Raw genomic sequence first — 20,691 nt, 5'->3', positions numbered from 1 at the left:
TATTATGAAATTTAATTATAAAAATTCAATAAAAAATATAGGGCTATTAACTGTAGCTGTTTTATGCAGTCTTAGCTGTGAAAGAGATATATCTGATGATGCTGTAGTAGCAGAATTCCCAAGTACGGCTGATATTTTTACAGATAATCCAGTTAGTATGGGAAGTGACTTTTATTTTCCTTACGCTGATGCTTTTCCTGAAGCTTGGTCTGTTGATGAAGAAGAAAGTTATCAAGGCTCAGCTTCTATGAGAATAGATGTGCCAAATGCTGATAACCCTGTAAGCGGTTACGCTGGCGGTATCTTAAGAATTGATGGTGCTGGAAGAAATTTAACAGGCTATGATGCCTTAACTTTTTGGGCAAAAGCATCTGAAGGCGTTAAAATTGATGAACTTGGTTTTGGTGAAGATTTTGACCAAAATAAGTTCATGGCTTCAATTACAAATGTTAGCTTAACAACTGCTTGGAAAAAATTTATTATCCCAATTCCTAACGCCTCAGTTCTAAAACAAGAAAGAGGTATGCTTAGGTTTGTTGCAACACCGAAACAAGTTGTTGATAATCCTGACGGCGTTTTAAATGGCTATGGTTATGCTTTTTGGATTGACGAATTGAGGTTTGAAAAGCTTGGAACACTCGCACAACCAAGACCAAAAATTCAAAATGGAGAAGATGCAGTAGCCCAAACTTTTATCGGTGGTAATTTGACAGTAAGTGGTTTAACTCAAACCTTAAACTCACCAAGTGGTGATGTAACAGTTACTGCATCACCTGCATATTTCGAGTTTGAGTCATCAAATACAAATGTCGCTACGGTAAATGAAAATGGAGAAGTTAATATCGTTGGTTCTGGAACAGCTGTAATTACTGCAAGCCTTAATGGTATAGATGCAGAAGGCTCTTTAACAGTAGAATCTTTAGGAAGCTATACACCAGCGCCAATACCAACGCGTGACCCTGAAAGTGTTATCTCTATTTTTAGTGAGGCTTATGAAAATAGACCAGTTGATTTTTATAACGGATTTTATCAGCCATTCCAAACCACAACATCATCAGATTTCATAGTTAATGGTGATCGTGTTTTATATTACTTGAATTTTAACTTTGTTGGGATTGAATTCAATCAAAATGTACCGACAATTAATGGCAAATTAGCAACAGATTTACATTTTGATATTTTTATTCCAAATGAACCGTCATCAAATACGGCCTTAAGAATAGATTTAGTAGACTTTGGTGCGGATGCTTCTTTTGCAGGTGGCGACGATACAACTTTATCTGAAGGCTTTACAGAAGGTTTGGTAGCTGGTGAGTGGATTTCAATAGACATGGATATTACAGGCTTAAACCCTAAAACGAATTTAGGTCAAATTATTTTAGCTGACTTCAACGGAATTACACCGCCAGAAGAATTCTATGTAGATAATATTTATTTTTACAGAGAAGACGGCGAAAATATTACACCAGAAACAGTAGCACTTCCACTTGATTTTGAATTATCAAACCCAGCAAATTATAGTTTCACTGGTTTTGAAGGCGCCGTAACTACCATTGAAGATAATCCATTTCCAAATGGCATCAATACTTCACCAACAGTTATGCAGTCTGTTAAAACAAACGGGGCTCAATTTTTTGCAGGTACTAGCATAGATCTCGATCAAGCCATAGATTTTACATCAAGCCAAACCTTAAAAATGAAGGTTTACTCGCCTAAAGCTAATATTCCAGTAAGATTAGCGCTTGAAACTGCTGGCGGAGGAAATCAAGTTTTTGTTGATGTAAATACAACAACTTCAAATGAATGGGAAGAACTTGAATTCGATTTTAGTAATGTATTAAACGCTTCACTTGATTATCAACGTATTGTTGCCTTCTTTGAATTTATTGAAGGTACACCAGGAGATGGAAGCACTTACTATTTAGATGATATTCAAACAACTAATTAAAATAAAGATGATGAAAAGACATAAATCAATTTACGTAATACTAACCTCTGTATTGATTGCTTTCAGCTTTTACAGCTGTGAGACTGACGATGTACAAACGGTTACAACTTTTGATGATTTAGTATTAGAAGATGAATTTGATGGGAATGAATTAAACACTAGTTTATGGTCTTATGAAATTGGTACAGGGCAAAATGGTTGGGGAAATAATGAACTACAATATTACACCGATCGGCCTGAAAATGTAAAAGTTGAAGACGGAAAATTAACCATAACAGCTCGCAAAGAAGCCTACGAAGGTTCTGGATATACTTCTGGACGCATCATAACAAAAGTTAATTTTGAGAAAACATACGGTCGCTTTGAAGCACGTATGAAATTACCTTGGGGACAAGGTTTATGGCCAGCCTTTTGGCTTCTAGGAGCTGATATAGATCAAGTCGGTTGGCCGCAAACGGGCGAAATTGATATTATGGAGTATCGCGGTCAAGACCCAACGATTATTCATGGCAGTGTTCATGGTCCTGGCTACTCAGCTGGAGAAGCCATCACAAAAACTTACGACTTGGTAAATTCTAGATTTGATACAGATTATCACATTTTCGGGATTGAATGGGGACCAAATTATATCAATTTTTATGTTGATGACAAGTTGTATAATCAAATTACACCGGCTGATGTCCCAGGTGAATGGGTTTACGATAAACCTTTTTTTATTTTAATCAACATGGCAGTTGGCGGAACTTTTGTCGGTTCACCTAATGAAAATACGGTTTTCCCTCAAACACTAGAAGTTGATTACGTAAGAGTTTATCAAGATTAAGATTCAAATTAAGGCTTAAAAAAAGCGGTAACCTGAAATCTTGCCGCTTTTTATTAATAAGGCCCAAAATAAAGAAACAAACAATATAAAAATGATTCAAGACAAGATACTAGACAATAAAACGTCTAAAACTAGTGATTTAGAACAAGTAAGGTTAAATGGCGAAAAATTTTTAAAAATTTCAAATATCGATGCCATGCGACCATTTTTCATGAGCATTGTAAGCGACTCTAATCACTGGATGTTTATTTCAAGTAATGGCGGTTTAACAGCTGGAAGACGAAATTCAGAATTTGCGCTTTTTCCGTATTATACCGATGATAAAATCACTGAATCTGCACACTATACGGGAAGCAAATCAATTTTTAAAGTTCACTTAAATGGCGATTTAAATTTTTGGGAACCTTTTTCAAACCGTTTTGTAGAGCAATACGAAATTACTCGTAATATCTACAAAAACATTTATGGTGACAAACTGGTCTTCGAAGAAATTAATCACAGTTTAAACCTAAGTTATTCTTATCGTTGGTCAACAAGCGATCGCTTTGGTTTTGTAAAACAGGTCGAAATTAAAAACCTAAATCAAAAACCCGTAAAAATTGAAATCTTAGATGGACTGCAGAATGTACTACCAGCTGGTGTAGTTCCAGATTTGCAAACTCAAAGCAGTAACTTAGTTGATGCTTATAAACGAAGCGAACTTGATACGGTTAACGGTTTAGGGATTTTTGCACTCAGTGCCGTTCCAGTAGATAAAGCAGAACCTAGTGAAGCTTTAAAAGCTAATGTTGTATGGTCTTTAGGCTTAGAAAATCCAACTTATCTACTTTCATCCTTACAGCTTGAAAAGTTTAGAGCAGGACAACAAATTTCACAAGAAACCGACGTAAAAGCTGAAAAAGGCGCGTTTTTTATTAATAAAACACTTCAACTAGACACGCAAGAACAAACCTCTTGGTTTATTGTAGCTGATGTTAACTATAATCATTCTGCAGTTATTCAACTTCAACAAGATCTAAAACAAACTAACCTAGCTGAACTAATTCAAAATGATATTGAGCTAGGCACTGAAAAATTAATGCAACTTAATGGCGCCGCCGATGGTCTGCAACGTTCTAACGATAATCTAAGAGATATACGGCATTATTCTAACACCATGTTCAATATTATGCGCGGTGGTATTTTTGATAACAATTATCAAATTGAAAGTCAAGATTTTAAAAATTATCTAAATAAAGCAAATAAACCTCTAGCTCAAACCTATAAAAATGAACTCAATGCACTTCCAAAGGTTTTCAGTTTAAATGACTTAAAAGGATTAGCTGAAAAATTAAATAATACAGATTTTTCCCGCCTTTCAATAGAATATTTACCGCTAAAATTTAGCCGTAGACATGGTGATCCTAGCCGACCTTGGAATCAATTCTCCATTAATACCAAAGACGATCAAGGCCGTAAAATCTTAGATTATGAAGGTAATTGGCGTGATATTTTCCAAAACTGGGAAAGCTTAGCCTATGCTTATCCGGAGTTTATTGAAAGCATGATCTATAAATTTTTAAATGCAACAACTTTTGATGGCTACAATCCGTATCGCGTTACTAAAGATGGCTTTGATTGGGAAACTATAGAACCAGACGATCCATGGTCTTATATTGGTTATTGGGGCGATCACCAAATCATCTACTTATTGAAATTTTTAGAGTTTTGTGAAGATTATAAACCGAAAAGTTTATCTCAATTATTTAATAAGTCTCAGTTTGTATATGCCAATGTGCCTTACAAAATCAAGTCTTATGAAGACATTTTAAAAGATCCTAAAGATACCATAGAATTTGACCATAAATCTGATGCTCAAATTAGAAGTAAGCGCAGCAAAATCGGGGCTGATGGTGCTTTACTAGAAAATAAAAATGGTGAGATTATTCATGTTAACTTCATAGAGAAAATTTTAGCGACGACCTTAGCTAAACTTTCAAACTTTATTCCTGAAGCAGGTATTTGGATAAATACCCAGAGACCAGAATGGAACGATGCCAACAATGCTTTAGTGGGTAATGGTGTTTCTATGGTAACATTATTTTACCTGAGACGCTTTTTAGCTTTTTTTAAGTCTGTTATTGATGAGGTTGATGTGTCTGAAACTTATGAAATTTCAGAAGAGTTGGCCGAGATGTTCTCTAAAATGCATACCACTTTTAAGCGATATCAAGATTTAACAAAAGGGACATTCTCAGATGTTCAGCGAAAAGAAGTTTTAGATGAACTTGGTCATGCTGCTAGTTTATACAGATGTGAAGTCTATAAATCTGGACTGTCAGGTCATAAAACTAAAGTTTCGGCAGAAGCAATTAAGCAATTTATAAGTACAAGCCTTAACTACATAGAACAGGCTATTGAGGTAAACAAGCGTACTGATCATTTATATCATGCATATAACTTAATGACCATAGATGGCAACAAAATTACTATCGATTACCTATCTGAAATGTTAGAAGGTCAGGTTGCGGTATTAAGTTCTGGCTACCTAGACGCGAAGCAGTCGCTTGTATTATTAGATGCGCTTAAAAACAGCGATTTGTTTAGGCAAGACCAGTACAGTTATTTACTCTATCCAAACAAATCCTTAAAAGGCTTTTTAGACCGTAATCATGTTCCAGAAACTTCAGTTAATTCTTCTGTATTACTTCAACAACTAGTAAAAGATGGCCATAAAGAAATTATTGAAAAAGACGTCGAAGGGAATTATCATTTCAATGCTAATTTCAATAATTCAAAAAAATTAAAAGAAGCTTTACAATCTTTAGAAGATGAAACTTATTCAGCATTAGCGCAACAAGAAGAAGATCATATTCTTAAAATTTATGAAGAAGTTTTTAACCATAAGGCTTTTACTGGCCGTTCAGGAACATTTTATGGCTATGAAGGTTTAGGATCAATTTATTGGCACATGGTTTCAAAACTACAATTAGCGGTATTAGAAACTTGTTTACAAGCTATTAACACCAACGAATCTGCTGAAACTGTTGGACGATTATTAGAGCATTATTACGAAATTAATGAAGGTATCGGCGTTCATAAAACTCCAAAATTATATGGCGCTTTCCCAACTGATCCCTATTCGCATACACCATTAGGAAAAGGAGCACAACAACCGGGAATGACAGGTCAAGTAAAAGAAGATATTTTAAGCCGATTTGGCGAATTGGGTGTGAACATTACAAAAGGAAAGCTTCAATTTAAACCCCATTTATTAAGAAAATCTGAGTTTTTAGATGAAACGCATATTTTCAGATATGTAGATGTCAATAATCAAAAACATCAAATTCATTTAAATGAAAATTCATTAGGATTTACATTCTGTCAAGTTCCGATTATTTATAACATTTCAACTCAAAATGAAATAAAAGTCGAATTATATAATGCTGATTCATTACAAATTGAAGGCCTAGAATTAACAAGCACTTTAGCTCAGAAAGTTTTTAGTCGGTCTGGAAAAATTAAAACCATTCATGTTAGCCTTAAGGCGTCTATTCTAAAATAAAATGTCATGATGAAGTCAATAGCAAACATTTTTTTAGTTATAAGCCTTCAGTTATTGGCCTCATGTCAACCATCTCAAAAAGAGAATGAAAAAATGCAAAATAACCACAATTTAACCGCGAAAGAAATCCTCAGTAAACCTGAATATTTAGCCATTTCTTATGGTGGTTACCGTTCAAAAACACGCAATAACCAACCAACTTTAAATCAGCTCAAAGACGATTTAAAGATTATGCACGCCTTGGGAATTCGTGTTTTAAGAACATACAACGTGCGTTTACCTCATGCCGCCAATATTTTAAAAGCTATCCATGAATTGAAGCAAAACAACCCTGATTTTGAGATGTATGTGATGTTAGGCGCTTGGATAGATTGCAAAAATGCTTGGACAGAGTTACCGCTAAACCACAACGAGGAAAGTGAGTATAACGAAGCAGAAATTAATCGCGCTGTAGAGCTAGCCAACTCCTATCCAGATATTGTAAAAATAGTAGCGGTTGGTAATGAAGCCATGGTAAAATGGGCTACAGCTTATTTTGTGCAACCTCATATTATTTTAAAATGGGTTAATTATTTACAAGAATTAAAACAAGCAGGAAAACTAGACCAAGACCTTTGGATTACCAGCTCAGATAATTTTGCTTCTTGGGGTGGTGGCGAAAGTCAATATCATACACCAGAACTAAATGAATTGATTAAAAGTGTAGACTACTTGTCAATTCATACTTACCCAATGCATGATACCCATTACAACCCTGTTTTTTGGGGTGTTCTGCCAAAAGAACAACAACTAAGTAATACAGAAAAGTTAGATAAAGTGATGAATCGCTCTTTAAGCTATGCCATATCTCAGTATGATAGTGTTGTAAGTTATATGAAAAGTCTAGGTATCAATAAACCTGTTCACATTGGTGAAACAGGTTGGGCAAGCTTTTCTAACGGGTTTTATGGCGAACATGGCTCAAAAGCTACAGATGAGTACAAACAAGCCTTGTATTATCATAAAATGAGAGAATGGGCAACGCAAAACAAAATAAAGTGCTTTTACTTTGAAGCATTTGATGAACCTTGGAAAGCAGCTCATAACCCATTAGATTCTGAAAACCATTTTGGACTTTTTACAGTTGATGGAAAGGCCAAATACGCACTTTGGGATGAAGTAGGCCAGAAGACATTTAAAGGCTTAACCCGAGACGGAAACCCAATAGAAAAGACCTATAATGGTGAAAAAACCGACCTTCTTCTGGATGTTTTAATACCACCAGTTAAAAATGAAATTAATCTCAATCATTAAAACTAATCATGAAATACAGAACTTATGAAACGATTGATCATCTTAATTTTAAATCTATTTGTGATAATAATGGCCAGTTCTTGTAAAAGCACAAATGAAAATAAATCAAATGACTTAAAAGTTGAGGTTGTTGAAACATCTAGAAATGGGCATCAACTGACTAAAATCGACTCATTTAACACGGTCGAACCTAAAGCAATCATTACTCTAAATCCCCAAAAAACCTTTCAAACATTTACGGGATTTGGTGGCGCATTCACAGAGTCTTCAGCTTATTTGCTAAATCAATTGAGCCCAGCAAATCGAAAAAAAATTATTGATGCTTATTTTGCTGATAGTGGCGCAAAGTATTCATTGATGAGAACACATATGAATTCTTGTGATTTCTCTTTAAGCCAATATTCTTATGCACCAGTAGAAGGCGATAAAAATTTAAAGCATTTTTCTATTAAAGAAGATCAACCCGATTTAATACCTATGATTAAAGATGCCATGGCAGCATCTGAAAACGGTTTTAAATTATTTGCATCACCTTGGACGGCGCCACCTTGGATGAAGACCAACAACGATTGGGTTGGTGGTAAATTAAAGCCTGAATATTACGACACTTGGGCGTTATTCTTCTCAAAATACGTTGATGCCTATAAAGCTGAAGGAATAAATCTTTGGGGATTTACCGTTGAAAATGAGCCTCATGGTAATGGGAATAATTGGGAAAGTATGCATTACACACCCGAAGAAATGACCAAATTTGTAAGAGAACACTTAGGGCCAAAGCTGGAAAAAGATGGAAAAGGATATTTGAAGATTTTAGGTTACGACCAAAACAGAGCTGGCTTAAAAGAATGGGTAGATGTCATGTATAAAAATGAAGCTAACGCAAAATATTTTGATGGCACTGCTGTACACTGGTATGAAAGTACGTATAAAATTTTTGCAGAAGATCTACAATACGCTCACAACAAAGCACCTGATAAGTACTTAATTGAAACTGAAGCTTGTGTAGATGCACAAGTTCCCGTTTGGCAAGAAGACGATTGGTACTGGAGAAAAGAAGCCACCGATTGGGGTTGGGATTGGGCACCTGAAGACCAAAAATACTTGCACCCTAAATATAGACCAGTTTACCGGTATGCTAGAGATATTATCGGCTGTATGAATAATTGGGTAGATGGTTGGGTAGATTGGAATATGGTTCTCGATCGTCAAGGAGGTCCCAACTGGTTTAAAAACTGGTGTGTTGCACCTGTAATTGTAGATCCAGACCAAGATGAAGTTTATTTTACACCGCTTTATTACACGATGGCACACTTTAGTAGATATGTTCGTCCAGGTGCAAAACGTATCGATTTTGAATCTACTGATAAAGATTTACAAGTTACAGCTGCTACCAATCCGGATGGAAATCATATTGCAATTGTATTTAACCCATCTCAAGAGGAGAAAGTATTTAAACTTCAACTAGGTGAACTAACTAAAACAATCTCTATTAGTCCACAAGCGATTCAAACCATCAATATTGCTAATTAAAAAAGTAAATCATGTCTGATAAAATCACACCTGCTGAAGCAAAAGTACCTGTAGGACAAAAAGCGGCCTTTGGTGCAGGACATTTTATTTTAAATGTCTTGCCAGGTACCTTAGGTGTTTTTATTCAGTTTTTTTTACTAACAGCTTGGGGAGTTGATCCCTTATGGGCTGGTTTGTTAGGTGGTTTACCCAGAGTCTTTGATGCGATTACCGATCCCATTATGGGCTTTATAACCGATAATACAAAATCTAGATGGGGAAGACGTAGACCTTACATATTTTTTGGTTCAATTTTAAGCGGAATTTTATTTTTTTTAATGTGGCAGTTAGATGATAATGCTTCTGAGTCTTATATTATTTGGCATGTCATGATTCTTCAGCTGCTTTTTTTAATTGGAAATACCATGTTTGCCACACCGTTAGTTGGTTTGGGGTATGAAATGACACCAGATTACCACGAGCGAACAAGGTTAATGGCTTTTTCTAATACTATGGGGCAAATTGCTTGGATGATTGTACCATGGCTTTATGTTATTATTCCAGATACAGAAACCTTTAGCACTAAACCTGAAGGTGTAAGAACAATGGCGCTAATTGTTGGTAGTATGACCATTATTTTTGGAGTTTTACCATCGCTGTTTTGTAAAGGTATGGATGCAGGCGAAATGGAGGATCGAGAACGAATTAGCTTTAAAACATTAGCCAAAAACTTAAAAAAACTCTGGGAAGGTATTCTGCAAGTTTCAAAAAATAAACCATTTATGAAGCTTTGCGGCGCTACCTTTTTAGTTTTTAATGGTTTTCAATTGGTTGCTGCCTTTGGTGTCTTCATTATTGTGTTTTATATGTATAATGGCAGCTATGATATGGCTGGAACTTGGCCAGCTTGGTTCAATACCATAAATGCTATCATAACAGCATTTATTGTAATTCCTATCATTTCTAAAATCGCTACTAAAATCGGTAAGCGTAATGCCTTCTTACTTTCTACCTTTTTATCTATTGTTGGGTATGTGCTCAAATGGTGGGGATTTGATGTAGAATTGAATGCACAATTTAACGAAACGGCTTTAGGGCAATCATTAACAGAAGGACTAGGTACAATTTTTAACTTTTTAAATCCCTATTTAGAGCGTATCGGCGCTAGCTGGTTTACGATTAATGTTGAGGATGGTGTGCCATGGCTTATTTTTTTACCAATTCCTCTGTTTGCTTTTGGTATGGGTGGTTTATTTACACTGATGATGTCTATGACGGCTGATGTTTGTGATTTAGACGAATTAGAAAATGGCTTGCCAAGAAAAGAAGGAACCTTTGGTGCAATTTATTGGTTGATGGTTAAATTAGGTCAATCAATAGCATTGGTCTTAAGCGGTGTGATTTTAAGTATTGTTGGTTTTGTTCCTGATGCAGATGTGCAAACAATTGAAACCATGACTAATCTCAGAATTGCAGATATCATTGTCCCTGCAGGTACAGCAGCTATTGCTTTTATTGTGATGTGGAGTTACAATTTAGACGAAAAGCGCGTAAATGAAATTGGCAAAGAGTTAAAACGAAGAAAAGTTAAACCCAAAGTTATATCATCAAGTGGCTACTTGGCTCATAAAAATTTCTCTTTTGAAGGGCTTAATCTTCAACCAGAACGAGAATATGATTTAGACTTTGTACAAAAATCCCCCAGAGAAATTAAAGCGTTATTTGCTGCAACCTTAAAAAAAGGTTTACACGGTATTTGTTTCAGTCCTTATGAAGAAGGACAAGATTTAACCGATAAGCTTACAGAAGAACAAATATCTAGAAGGATGCGTATCATTAAACCTTATACTAAATGGGTGCGTTCGTTCTCTTGTACTAATGGTAATGAATATATTCCACAATTTGCAAAAAATAATAACCTACAAACCGTTGTAGGTGCATGGATCAGTAATGATAAGCAAAATAATGAAGCCGAAATTAAAAAATTAGTCTCACTTGCTCAAGCTGGCATGGTAGATATTGCTGTTGTTGGTAACGAAGTATTACTTCGCAGCGAGCTTTCTGTTGAAGAAGTTATAGATTATCTCAAGCGTGTAAAAAGTTTAATTCCAAAAGGAATTCCTGTAGCCTATGTAGACGCTTACTATATTTTTGACCAACATCCTGCCCTAATTGAGGCATCAGATGTTATCTTAATTAACTGTTATCCGTTTTGGGAAGGTGCAGATATTGATGTTTCAACAGCTTATCTAAGATACATGTATAGATTAATAGAAATACGAGCAAAAGGGAAACCTGTTATTATTTCTGAAACAGGTTGGCCAAGTGATGGAGAGTGTACAGAAAACGCAGAACCTTCAAAAGTTAATGCAATGAAGTATTTTATAAACGTTCAACATTGGTCAAATAAAGAAGATATTCCTATGTTCTATTTCTCTTCCTTTGATGAATCATGGAAAATCTATCATGAAGGTGATGTTGGTCAACGTTGGGGTATTTGGAACGAAAAAGAAAAACTAAAATTTAAGTAACCTATGTCATATAGAAAAGATCAACTATTAACACCAAAGCAAGAGGCTTTTTTAGCTTCTATTCAGCACCAAAGCTTTATCCCAGAAGATAGCGATGTTCAAGACCTGAAAGCTATTTTTAAGAATATACTTTCTAAAGGTATGCACGGTATTTGTTTTAGCATGTATGAAGATGGTCAAGAGCCAGGTGATCATATTACCCTCGAACAGGTAAGAAGACGCATGAAAATTCTTAAACCTTATACAAAGTGGGTGCGTTCTTTTTCATGTATTGAAGGGAACGAGTTTGTGCCTCAGGCCGCTAAAGAAGAAGGCATAAAAACACTTGTAGGCGCTTGGATTGGTGATGACCCCAAAAAAAATAGACAAGAATTAAATGCTTTAATAGAATTATCTAATAATGGCTTGGTTGACATTGCAGCTGTAGGTAATGAAGTGCTTTACAGAAATGATATTCCTTTAGAACAATTAAAAACATATATTCGTGAAGTTCGTGCTGCTATCCCTAAAAACATCCCAGTCGGCTATGTAGATGCTTATTACGAATTTACGGTACATCCAGACCTAACAGATTTGTGCGATGTAATTTTAGCCAATTGTTACCCTTTTTGGGAAAGTTGCCATATTGATTATGCTTTAACGCACATGCAGCAAATGTTTGGTCAGGCTTTAGGCGCTGCAAAAGGTAAAAAGGTTATTATCACAGAAACCGGATGGCCAAGTAAAGGAGAAAGTTTAGGAAGCGCACAGCCTTCAGACATTAATTTTTTAAAATATTTTATCAATACTCAAAACTGGTGTCAACAAGCTGGCATAGAAAGCTTTTACTTTTCATCTTTTGATGAGTCTTGGAAAGTTGGTGACGAAGGTGAAGTTGGTGCTTATTGGGGTATATGGGATAAAAATGAAAAAATCAAGTACTAATTCACCTGTATATTAACCACACAGAACTATACATTAACTATACAAAGCCTATTGTGAGTTTGCTACAAGCGTTGTTCTAACTGCATTATCTACAACGATGTAGTAGTAAAATTGTTTTAGGTTGAGTGTATGTTTTTTGTAGTGGTGTAAACATTGAATTAACAATTTATACATCTTATATTTAATGATTAATTAAAATTTATAAACCAAAATTTAATATGATGAAAAAAATTACAACTTTTTTAATGATTTTCGCAATGTCTGTAGCAGGTTTTGCACAAACAGAGTTAGTCACTAATGGCGACTTCGAATCAGCACCAGACGGTTCATGGTTTGGTAATGCATTTAATATTGTAACGCAAGGGACTAATAAGTTAAATGAAGCAGATGTTCAAGCTGCAGGAAACCCTTTTGACGTTAACCTTAGTCAAGTTATTACACTACAAGATGGCATGACGTATGAGCTAAGTTTTGATGCATTTACGGATGCAACAACAGGTTCAAGAGATATTGTAGTTGGTTTAGGGAAAAACGGAGGAGACTTCGCAGCCTTAACTGAAACATCTACATTAACATCAACCTCACAGACTTTTACTTATCAGTTTACCATTGGTTATGGTGATAGCGTTGATGATCGAGTGTTATTTGACATGGGTGCAGAAGTAGGTTTTGTTTTTATAGATAATGTATCTGTTACTGAAGTACAAACAACTTGTAACAATGGTGTTCAAGATGGTGATGAAACAGGTGTTGATTGTGGTGGTTCTTGTCCTCCATGTGAAGTTGTACCAACAGTAGCAGCGCCGACACCACCTAATAGACCAGCAGGTGATGTGATATCAATCTACGGTGATGCTTATGGTGCTGACACAGGTTTAACAAACGTGCCTTGGGATGATCCAACTGTTTTTACTGAAGTGACTGAAGCTGGAGATGATATGTTGAGAATGGATTTTGGAACTTTTTTAGGCTCTAATCTTGATCAAGTTGTTGATGCTACAGGAATGACGCATTTTCACATGGATTTTTGGGTGTCTGATGATTTTCAAGCAGGACAAGTATTTAACACCAAATGGTCTAATCACGCTAATGGAAGTGGTGAAACAGACGCTGGAGAATTAACAATAGCACTTGGTCCTGATGATGTTCAAACTTGGGTTTCAATAGATGTGCCATTATCAGATTTTAACAACGTTAACGGTAATGGTATTGACGCTAGAGCAGCTTTGACACAGTTTTTAATAACACCATCAGGTACTATTCAGCTTGCTTTTGTTGATAATATCTATTTACACAAAAACACCACTTTAAGTAATAATGAGTTTAACACAGCTGAATTTTCTGTTTATCCAAACCCTTCTAGCAGTAACTGGACAATTTCAGCTAGTGTTGAAATGACTTCAGTTAAGGTTTATAATACTTTAGGTAAATTAGTTTTAGAGCAGGAAATTAATGCTGATCGTGCTACAATTTCATCTGAAGCCTTACCAACTGGTGTTTATTTTGCTCAACTTGAAAATGCTGCTAAAAGCACAAAAACTATCCGACTGATTAAAAACTAATTTTTTCTAGTTTGAAGTTGAAGTTGATTTAGGCTTGTACACTGGTTGTACAAGCCTTTTTTTAATTCAATTTAGATTATAAGCTTCAACTTCGCTAAAAAAATATAAAATTGTCTTTTAAATTATAGTCTAATACTGTAAGTTTAATTTTTGTAAACACTTATTAATTTCAGCAGGTATGACAACCCTAAAAGAACTCGCTAAACTATTAAACGTCTCTATATCGACAGTTTCTAAGGCTTTAAATGACAGTGCTGATATTGGCCCTGAAACTAAAAAGCGGGTTAGAGATGCTGCCGAACTTTATAACTATAAGCCCAATAAAATGGCACTTGGTTTAAAAATTAATCAAACCAAAACGATTGGCGTTATTGTACCAGATATATTAAATCATTTTTTTGCAAAAGTATTGTTTGGTATTGAAAAAGCAGCCAGTGAAAAATCTTATGATACGATTGTTTGTATTAGTCATGAGAGCTACCAAAACGAACAGCAAAGTATCAATGTGCTTACCAATGGTCGTGTTGATGGTTTTATTATGTCTTTAGCGACAGAAACTCTTGAAAAAAATCACGTTAATCATTTAAAAACATCACACTCTATAAAACAACCTATTGTTTTGTTTGATCGGGTTTCTGAAAAAATTAATTGTGATAAAGTAGTCATAGACGACCAACAAGCCATTTACAACGCTACTAAATACTTAATTGAAAGTGGACGACAAAAAATTGCTTTTGTAAGCGATATTGCTCATTTAGAAATTGGTGGTTTACGTCAAGAAGGTTATACAAAAGCATTAATTGAAAATGGCTTACCTACAAACGACCAGTTAATCTTAACGATTGATCAAAAAGATGAGGCGCATCAAGATATTAAGCGTTTTTTATTAAGTCAAGATATTGATGCAGTTATTTCAGCTGATAATACATCGGGAATTATGTGCGTTAATATTGCCAAAGATCTAGGCTTTAAAGTCCCAAAAGATATTGCAATTATAGGTTTTGGTGATGAGGAAACTTCGTATTTATCATTCCCGCAGATGTCATATATTAATCAAAATGCTGAAGATATTGGCCGAGAGGCTACAGAGCTGCTTATTCGGCGTTTAGAAAATAAAAGTGAAAAAGCAGTTAATTATAAAACCATTAAAATGTCTACATCGCTTTACCCAAAAGCAACAACTTAAAAAAGCTGCCTATGATGGGCAGCTTTTTATTTTAAGAATTTGTTTATAATCATTGCTAAGGCTAACTTATCCTTTTTGGGCAGTCATAACAACTTCGTCACAGACAACTTCTGTAATGTAGCGTTTATCACCTTCTTTTGTTTCATAAGACCGTGAACTAAGCTTACCTCTTACAATCACTTCACGACCTTTAGTTACATATTTTTCGATGATGTCCGCGGTTTTACCCCAAGCAACAATATTGTGCCAGTCGGTAGAAGTAACCTTTTCACCATCTTTTTTAGTGTAATAATCATTGGTAGCTAAAGAAAATTTGACCAGCTTTTTACCTGAATCTAAATTGACGACTTCGGGATCTTGTCCTAAGTGTCCCATTAATTGTACTGAATTTTTTAACGTGCTCATAACGATAAATATTTAAAATGATTTAATAAATAGATTCAGACTATCTGAACCTGTTGTGACTAAACAACGAGACAAAGATGATAGATGATTGAAGTTGTATTCGTCTAATAACTATTTACTTACCTTTATAGTCGTTTGTAAGCGTTTGTATTTGAATAAATGTGTCATCAGTTTGTAAATTATAAAAACTTAATCGGTTGGTTTCAATTTAAATTTTGCTTAGCAATCAGTATGTTTGTGGATTAATAAGAGTGCTTCAAATTAAGCATTTCTATAACATAACCATTAAAACCAAACAAGATTTTAATTTAATTTGGCCTAGTTTGTTAGTGAAACGCAATTTATTTCTTGAAGTCAATAAATTTTTATCGATCAATACTTAAATATCACATCAAAACTAAATTAAGATGAATCACAAGTTTTATAATAAAACCAAAAAAGAACAAAACACATTTCAAATTGTACTTGCTTTATCTTCGCTTGTGGTTTTAACGCTTTTACTTGCTGTTGTGATTTATGTTCAATTTTATTTTATAGGTGCTTTATTTGTCGCCATACTACTATCTATTATTGCGCCATTTTTTGATATGCCATCTCTTAAAAAAAGCGGGAAAATGCAGTATTATTCGTCTTTATTTATTGCTGAAAGTCCTAAAAACAACATTATAAAAATTCATGGTGGAACTTTATTTGATTACTACTTTGTAATTGACTGGAATATGACTGGAAAACAACGCACAAATTATGTCATTCGCCAATACCTTATTGGATTATTATCACTCATCGAAACACATGAAAACAATCCATCAATGAAAATTCAAGGCACAAGTTATGTGATTAATAAAAGAACAGCTCAAAAAATAGGTTTTCAAGTGATTGAAACCAATGTGTTGCAAAAAGTGATTTTAAGCTATAATTATTTCAATATTTTAATTTCTAATTCATTAGCTAAAAATAGATTAGCATTTCCTAAAATAAGCAACACCAAATCATTCGAGGCTGAAATTAGCCAACTGATCAAACGAAAAGTCTACATTGAGAAATTGGTTGAATCACTTAAAAATCGGCATAAGTGAACCTTTGTTTAAAAAATGTTTAAGCCTTTCTATGATGTCTCAATAATCAATCTTTTCAATAAAAATTATTTTAAATTACTAGTAAGTTTCGGCATACCTATAGGTATTATTTAAAGTCTTCGTAAGTAATAGATTTTTTAATGTACATTATTCAGCTAAATGGTGTACATTAAAAATTAAAATAATGTACATTAATTCACAAAGTAATGTGCATAAAATTTTGAAATAATGTACATTAAACTTAAAGTTGCATGATATAAAATATAATACTTCAGCTAAAGATGATAAACTATATTAATGTTTAACCTCTACTTGATCCACTCAAAACCTGTGTAAGGTACTAATACTTCAGGTATTTTTATACCTTCATCGGTTTGGTAATTTTCTAAAATACCAGCGATAACTCTTGGTAGCGCTAATGAGCTTCCGTTTAACGTATGCACAAGTTGCTTTTTTTGATTGGCCGATTTATAACGTATTTTTAGTCGGTTGGCTTGAAAGGTTTCAAAATTAGATACAGATGAGATTTCTAGCCAGCGGTCTTGTGCCGTAGAAAAGACTTCAAAATCGTAGGTTAATGCCGATGTAAATCCTAAATCGCCACCGCAAAGTCTTAATATTCTGTAAGGTAACTTCAACTCGTCTAAAATGTCTTTGACGTGCTCTACCATGTCATCTAACATTTGGTAAGATTGTTCAGGTGTGGTGAGGTTTACTAATTCAACTTTATCAAATTGATGTAAACGGTTTAGTCCGCGAACGTGAGCGCCATAACTACCTGCTTCACGTCTAAAACAAGCTGTGTAGCCGGTAAGTTGAATAGGCAATTCACTTTCATTAAGCATGTTACCTCTAAAAATATTAGTGATAGGCACTTCAGCAGTTGGAATCAGGTATAGATTATCACCAGTAACATGATACATTTGGCCTTCTTTATCAGGTAATTGTCCGGTGCCATAACCCGAAGCTTCATTGACTAAAAGCGGTACTTGTACTTCTTGATAGCCCGCATCGGTATTTTTATCTAGAAAATAAGTAATAAGCGCACGCTGTAATTTAGCGCCTTTGCCTTTAAATACGGGAAACCCTGCGCCTGTAATTTTATTACCTAACTCAAAATCGATTAAATCGTACTTTTTAGCTAACTCCCAATGTGGTAAGGATTTATGGCTTAGTTTTGGGATATCGCCTTTGCTGTAAATTTCTTGATTATCATCTTCAGTTTGTCCTGCAGGTACTAACTCATGAGGCACGTTAGGTATGGTGTAAAGCAAATCTTGAAGCTCAGTTAAAAGGCTTTCCATTTTGTGGTTTAACTGCTTAGAGTTTTCTTTTAAAGCCCCTGTTTTTTCTTTAATAGCATTAGCTTCATCGGCTTTTCCTTGTTTAAACAACGCGCCAATTTCTTTAGATAGCTGGTTAGATTCTGCTAAAGTATCGTCTAATTGTTTTTGGGTTTGTCTGCGTTCTTCATCAAGTTTTAAGAGCTTTTCAAAGAGATCTTCGGCATTAAAATTTCTTTTTTTCAACGCTTTTATAAAAGCGTCTTTATGCGTACTAATTTGTTTTACATCTAACATAATTAATGGTCTTTTGGCCTCCGGTTTATACTAAATGTACAAATTTAGCAATTCAGCCGTCTTGTACAATATTCATTACAAGATTAGAATGTTAAGTCAAAATAATATTAGGTTAAGTTTATGTATATTTGGCGTTCAAGTTTTGTTTATGTTAAAGAATAAGCGCCGAATTTTACTGCTCATCGCCTTTATGCTTATTGTAGCAGTGTTTATAAACTATAGTTTTAGTCATGCCACGGTTAATAAAAATGCTAAAGAAGCTTCAAAGCTTGTGTTTGATGAAGTAAAGCCAGAAAAAAAACCTAAGTTTAATTATAAATCGATCCTTTCCAATAAGCTTGTAAGCTTTGAGAATAAGCTAGATTATAAAGCTAAGCGTAGTCGATTTAATGGCGTCGTTTTAGTGGCCTATAAAAATCAAGTTATTTTTGAAAAGGCTTATGGCTACAAAGATCCTACGGCTAAAGACTTACTGACCACCGATATTTCATTTGAACTGGCATCAGTAAGTAAGCAATTTACGGCAGCTGCTGTTTTAAAATTAGCTGAATTAGGTAAAGTTGACATCAACCAAGCCTTAGTGAATTACTTTCCAGAATTTAAATTTGAAAATATTCAAGTGCGTGATTTATTGAAGCATTCTTCTGGTCTTTGGGATTATATGAATTTAACTGAAGCTTATTGGCATCAAGAAAAAGCGCCTGACCAATTTGAAGTTTTAGAGTTGATTAACCAGCACCAGAGCAGTTTAAGCTTTAGACCTGGTAGCCGATTTGATTATAATAATACTAATTACGCCATTTTAGTAGCCTTAACCGAGAAACTAAGTGGCCAAAGTTTTAGAGATTTTTTACAACAACATTTTTTTAGTCCACATTGTTTAGACGAAACTTACGTTGGCGTTCAAAACCGTTCAAGAGAAAATGTAATTACGGCTTTTCAACCTTATGGTCGAAGTTATATAAATTTACCACCAAGTTTTCATAATGGCGCTTTAGGTGATAAGGGTATTCATACCACAGCAAATAATTTGTGGATCTGGTTTAAACAACTAAAAAATTACAAATTACTCTCTAAAGCTTCAGTTCACCAAATGTTCAACCTTGATACTTTTAAGCAATATGATTATGGCATGGGTTTTAGAACGCGTGTAAATTCATCTGGTGAAATTGAAATTTACCATGACGGCTTATGGGATGGCTTTAGAAATGGCTTACATTACTTTCCTGAAGACGAGTTAACTTACATTGTATTAAGTCATACGCAAAACAGGTCTAAAGTTTATTTTCAAAACTACCTTGAAAATCAAGCTAAGAAAATGCTTAATAACCTTAAATTAAATGAGTTCTCTCAAAATAACTCTTCAAAACAAAAATTTAACAATGGTTAATTAGTCAATTACAAAGAGTCGTTTACATTTGTAAATATGAAATTTAATCAACAAGCTTATTACTATTATTATACTGTTTCAGACCAGAATCGGTTGATAATGTGATGGCTTAACCTTAATACATTAATCTAAATCCCGATTCTGAATTGAATCGGGATTTTTTTATGCTCTATAATTATGAAACAAAACATGAAAAATTACACTGAAAGCGATTTATGGGTGTGGAAAACACTTGCTCAACGCCAGTTAAAAAACATTCCTAACAAAGCATCTACTGCCTATATTGATGCTTTAGAGGTGATGTCTCCTGTGTTGAATGTAAATGAAATTCCTGATTTTGAAAAGGTAAACAAATGGTTTAAAACTTCAACTGAATGGGAAATTAAAGTGGTGCCAGGTTTAATTGAAGTTGAAGATTTTTTTCAGTTACTTGCCCAAAAAACCTTTTGTTCTTCAACTTGGTTGCGCTCTAAAGATAGTCTAGATTATTTAGAAGAGCCTGATATGTTTCATGATATCTTTGGGCACATTCCGTTATTATCAAATCCTATCTTCTCAGAATTTGTACATGAGTTTGGTAAATTAGGTTGCCAATATTTAAATGACTCAGAAAAGCTTGTTCAACTGCAACGTCTGTACTGGTTTACAATTGAATTTGGGGTGCTAAAAGAAGATGCTAAAATTAAATCTTATGGTGCTGGGATTTTATCTTCTTTTGGTGAAACCAATCAAATTGATGAACAAGCCGCTAATTTTCACACTTATGATATTAACGAGATTATCAATAAGCCATTTAGGACAGATGTGATGCAAGAAGATTATTACGTGATTAATAATTTTAGTGACTTGTTTAATAGTCTGCATCAATTAAAGCAAACCTGGGAGCAATCAGCGTTGGTTACCTAAAGCATTTTTCATAA

General features: G+C 34.4%; 14 protein-coding genes. 12 read left to right on the top strand and 2 right to left on the bottom strand.

The genetic code is table 11. From position 1 onward, the window contains the following. Positions 1-4 precede the first annotated feature (4 nt). From BUB82_RS04855 to BUB82_RS04815, 9 genes are all read left to right on the top strand, one after another. The gene (locus BUB82_RS04855) at positions 5-1,948 is read left to right on the top strand and encodes an Ig-like domain-containing protein (protein ID WP_073192482.1); all 1,944 of its coding nucleotides are present in this window, start codon (positions 5-7) and stop codon (positions 1,946-1,948) included. Positions 1,949-1,958: 10 nt separating this feature from the next. Beyond that, the gene (locus tag BUB82_RS04850) at positions 1,959-2,771 is read left to right on the top strand and encodes a glycoside hydrolase family 16 protein (protein WP_073192713.1); all 813 of its coding nucleotides are present in this window, start codon (positions 1,959-1,961) and stop codon (positions 2,769-2,771) included. Between the two features lie 91 nt (positions 2,772-2,862). After that, positions 2,863-6,315 (top strand): hypothetical protein, encoded by a 3,453-nt coding sequence (locus BUB82_RS04845; RefSeq protein ID WP_073192712.1) that lies wholly within the window; start codon positions 2,863-2,865, stop codon positions 6,313-6,315. Between the two features lie 9 nt (positions 6,316-6,324). After that, complete coding sequence (locus BUB82_RS04840) at positions 6,325-7,608, top strand: glycosyl hydrolase family 17 protein (RefSeq protein ID WP_073192481.1); 1,284 nt, start codon at positions 6,325-6,327, stop codon at positions 7,606-7,608. Between the two features lie 24 nt (positions 7,609-7,632). Next, entirely contained in the window at positions 7,633-9,138 is a 1,506-nt protein-coding gene (locus tag BUB82_RS04835; RefSeq protein ID WP_083574476.1) for a glycoside hydrolase family 30 protein, read from the top strand. 11 nt (positions 9,139-9,149) lie between these two features. Continuing rightward, the gene (locus BUB82_RS04830; RefSeq protein WP_073192479.1) at positions 9,150-11,648 is read left to right on the top strand and encodes an MFS transporter; all 2,499 of its coding nucleotides are present in this window, start codon (positions 9,150-9,152) and stop codon (positions 11,646-11,648) included. Between the two features lie 3 nt (positions 11,649-11,651). Then, positions 11,652-12,572, top strand: coding sequence for a glycoside hydrolase family 17 protein (locus BUB82_RS04825; protein ID WP_073192478.1), 921 nt, complete (start codon positions 11,652-11,654; stop codon positions 12,570-12,572). Between the two features lie 221 nt (positions 12,573-12,793). Then, positions 12,794-14,134: a T9SS type A sorting domain-containing protein gene (locus BUB82_RS04820; protein WP_073192477.1), complete on the top strand. Its 1,341-nt coding sequence runs from the start codon at positions 12,794-12,796 to the stop codon at positions 14,132-14,134. 178 nt (positions 14,135-14,312) lie between these two features. Continuing rightward, positions 14,313-15,320 carry a LacI family DNA-binding transcriptional regulator gene (locus tag BUB82_RS04815; RefSeq protein WP_073192476.1) on the top strand — a complete coding sequence of 336 codons (1,008 nt, stop codon included), beginning with the start codon at positions 14,313-14,315 and terminating at the stop codon, positions 15,318-15,320. Positions 15,321-15,386: 66 nt separating this feature from the next. Here BUB82_RS04815 and BUB82_RS04810 read toward each other — a convergent pair whose 3' ends face one another. Beyond that, positions 15,387-15,725: a single-stranded DNA-binding protein gene (locus tag BUB82_RS04810; protein ID WP_073192475.1), complete on the bottom strand. Its 339-nt coding sequence runs from the start codon at positions 15,723-15,725 to the stop codon at positions 15,387-15,389. Positions 15,726-16,132: 407 nt separating this feature from the next. On the opposite strand from BUB82_RS04810, the gene BUB82_RS04805 reads away from it, so the two are divergent. Further along, positions 16,133-16,801 carry a hypothetical protein gene (locus tag BUB82_RS04805; RefSeq protein ID WP_073192474.1) on the top strand — a complete coding sequence of 223 codons (669 nt, stop codon included), beginning with the start codon at positions 16,133-16,135 and terminating at the stop codon, positions 16,799-16,801. Between the two features lie 308 nt (positions 16,802-17,109). Here the strand turns inward: BUB82_RS04805 and serS are convergent, their stop codons facing one another. Continuing rightward, entirely contained in the window at positions 17,110-18,381 is a 1,272-nt protein-coding gene (serS, locus tag BUB82_RS04800) for a serine--tRNA ligase (protein ID WP_073192473.1), read from the bottom strand. 148 nt (positions 18,382-18,529) lie between these two features. Here serS and BUB82_RS04795 point away from each other — a divergent pair, with 148 nt between their 5' ends. Both BUB82_RS04795 and BUB82_RS04790 read left to right on the top strand, forming a co-directional pair. Then, complete coding sequence (locus BUB82_RS04795) at positions 18,530-19,771, top strand: serine hydrolase domain-containing protein (RefSeq protein ID WP_073192472.1); 1,242 nt, start codon at positions 18,530-18,532, stop codon at positions 19,769-19,771. A 189-nt stretch (positions 19,772-19,960) separates the two neighbouring features. After that, positions 19,961-20,677, top strand: coding sequence for a phenylalanine-4-hydroxylase (locus BUB82_RS04790; RefSeq protein WP_234949761.1), 717 nt, complete (start codon positions 19,961-19,963; stop codon positions 20,675-20,677). The last annotated feature ends 14 nt before the right edge of the window (positions 20,678-20,691 follow it).

The sequence above is a fragment of the Psychroflexus salarius genome (assembly GCF_900129035.1).
In the GTDB taxonomy this organism is placed as follows: Bacteria; Bacteroidota; Bacteroidia; order Flavobacteriales; family Flavobacteriaceae; genus Psychroflexus; species Psychroflexus salarius.
Note: the sequence above shows the minus strand (reverse complement) of the source record. Positions and strands in the feature narration are given on the sequence as shown.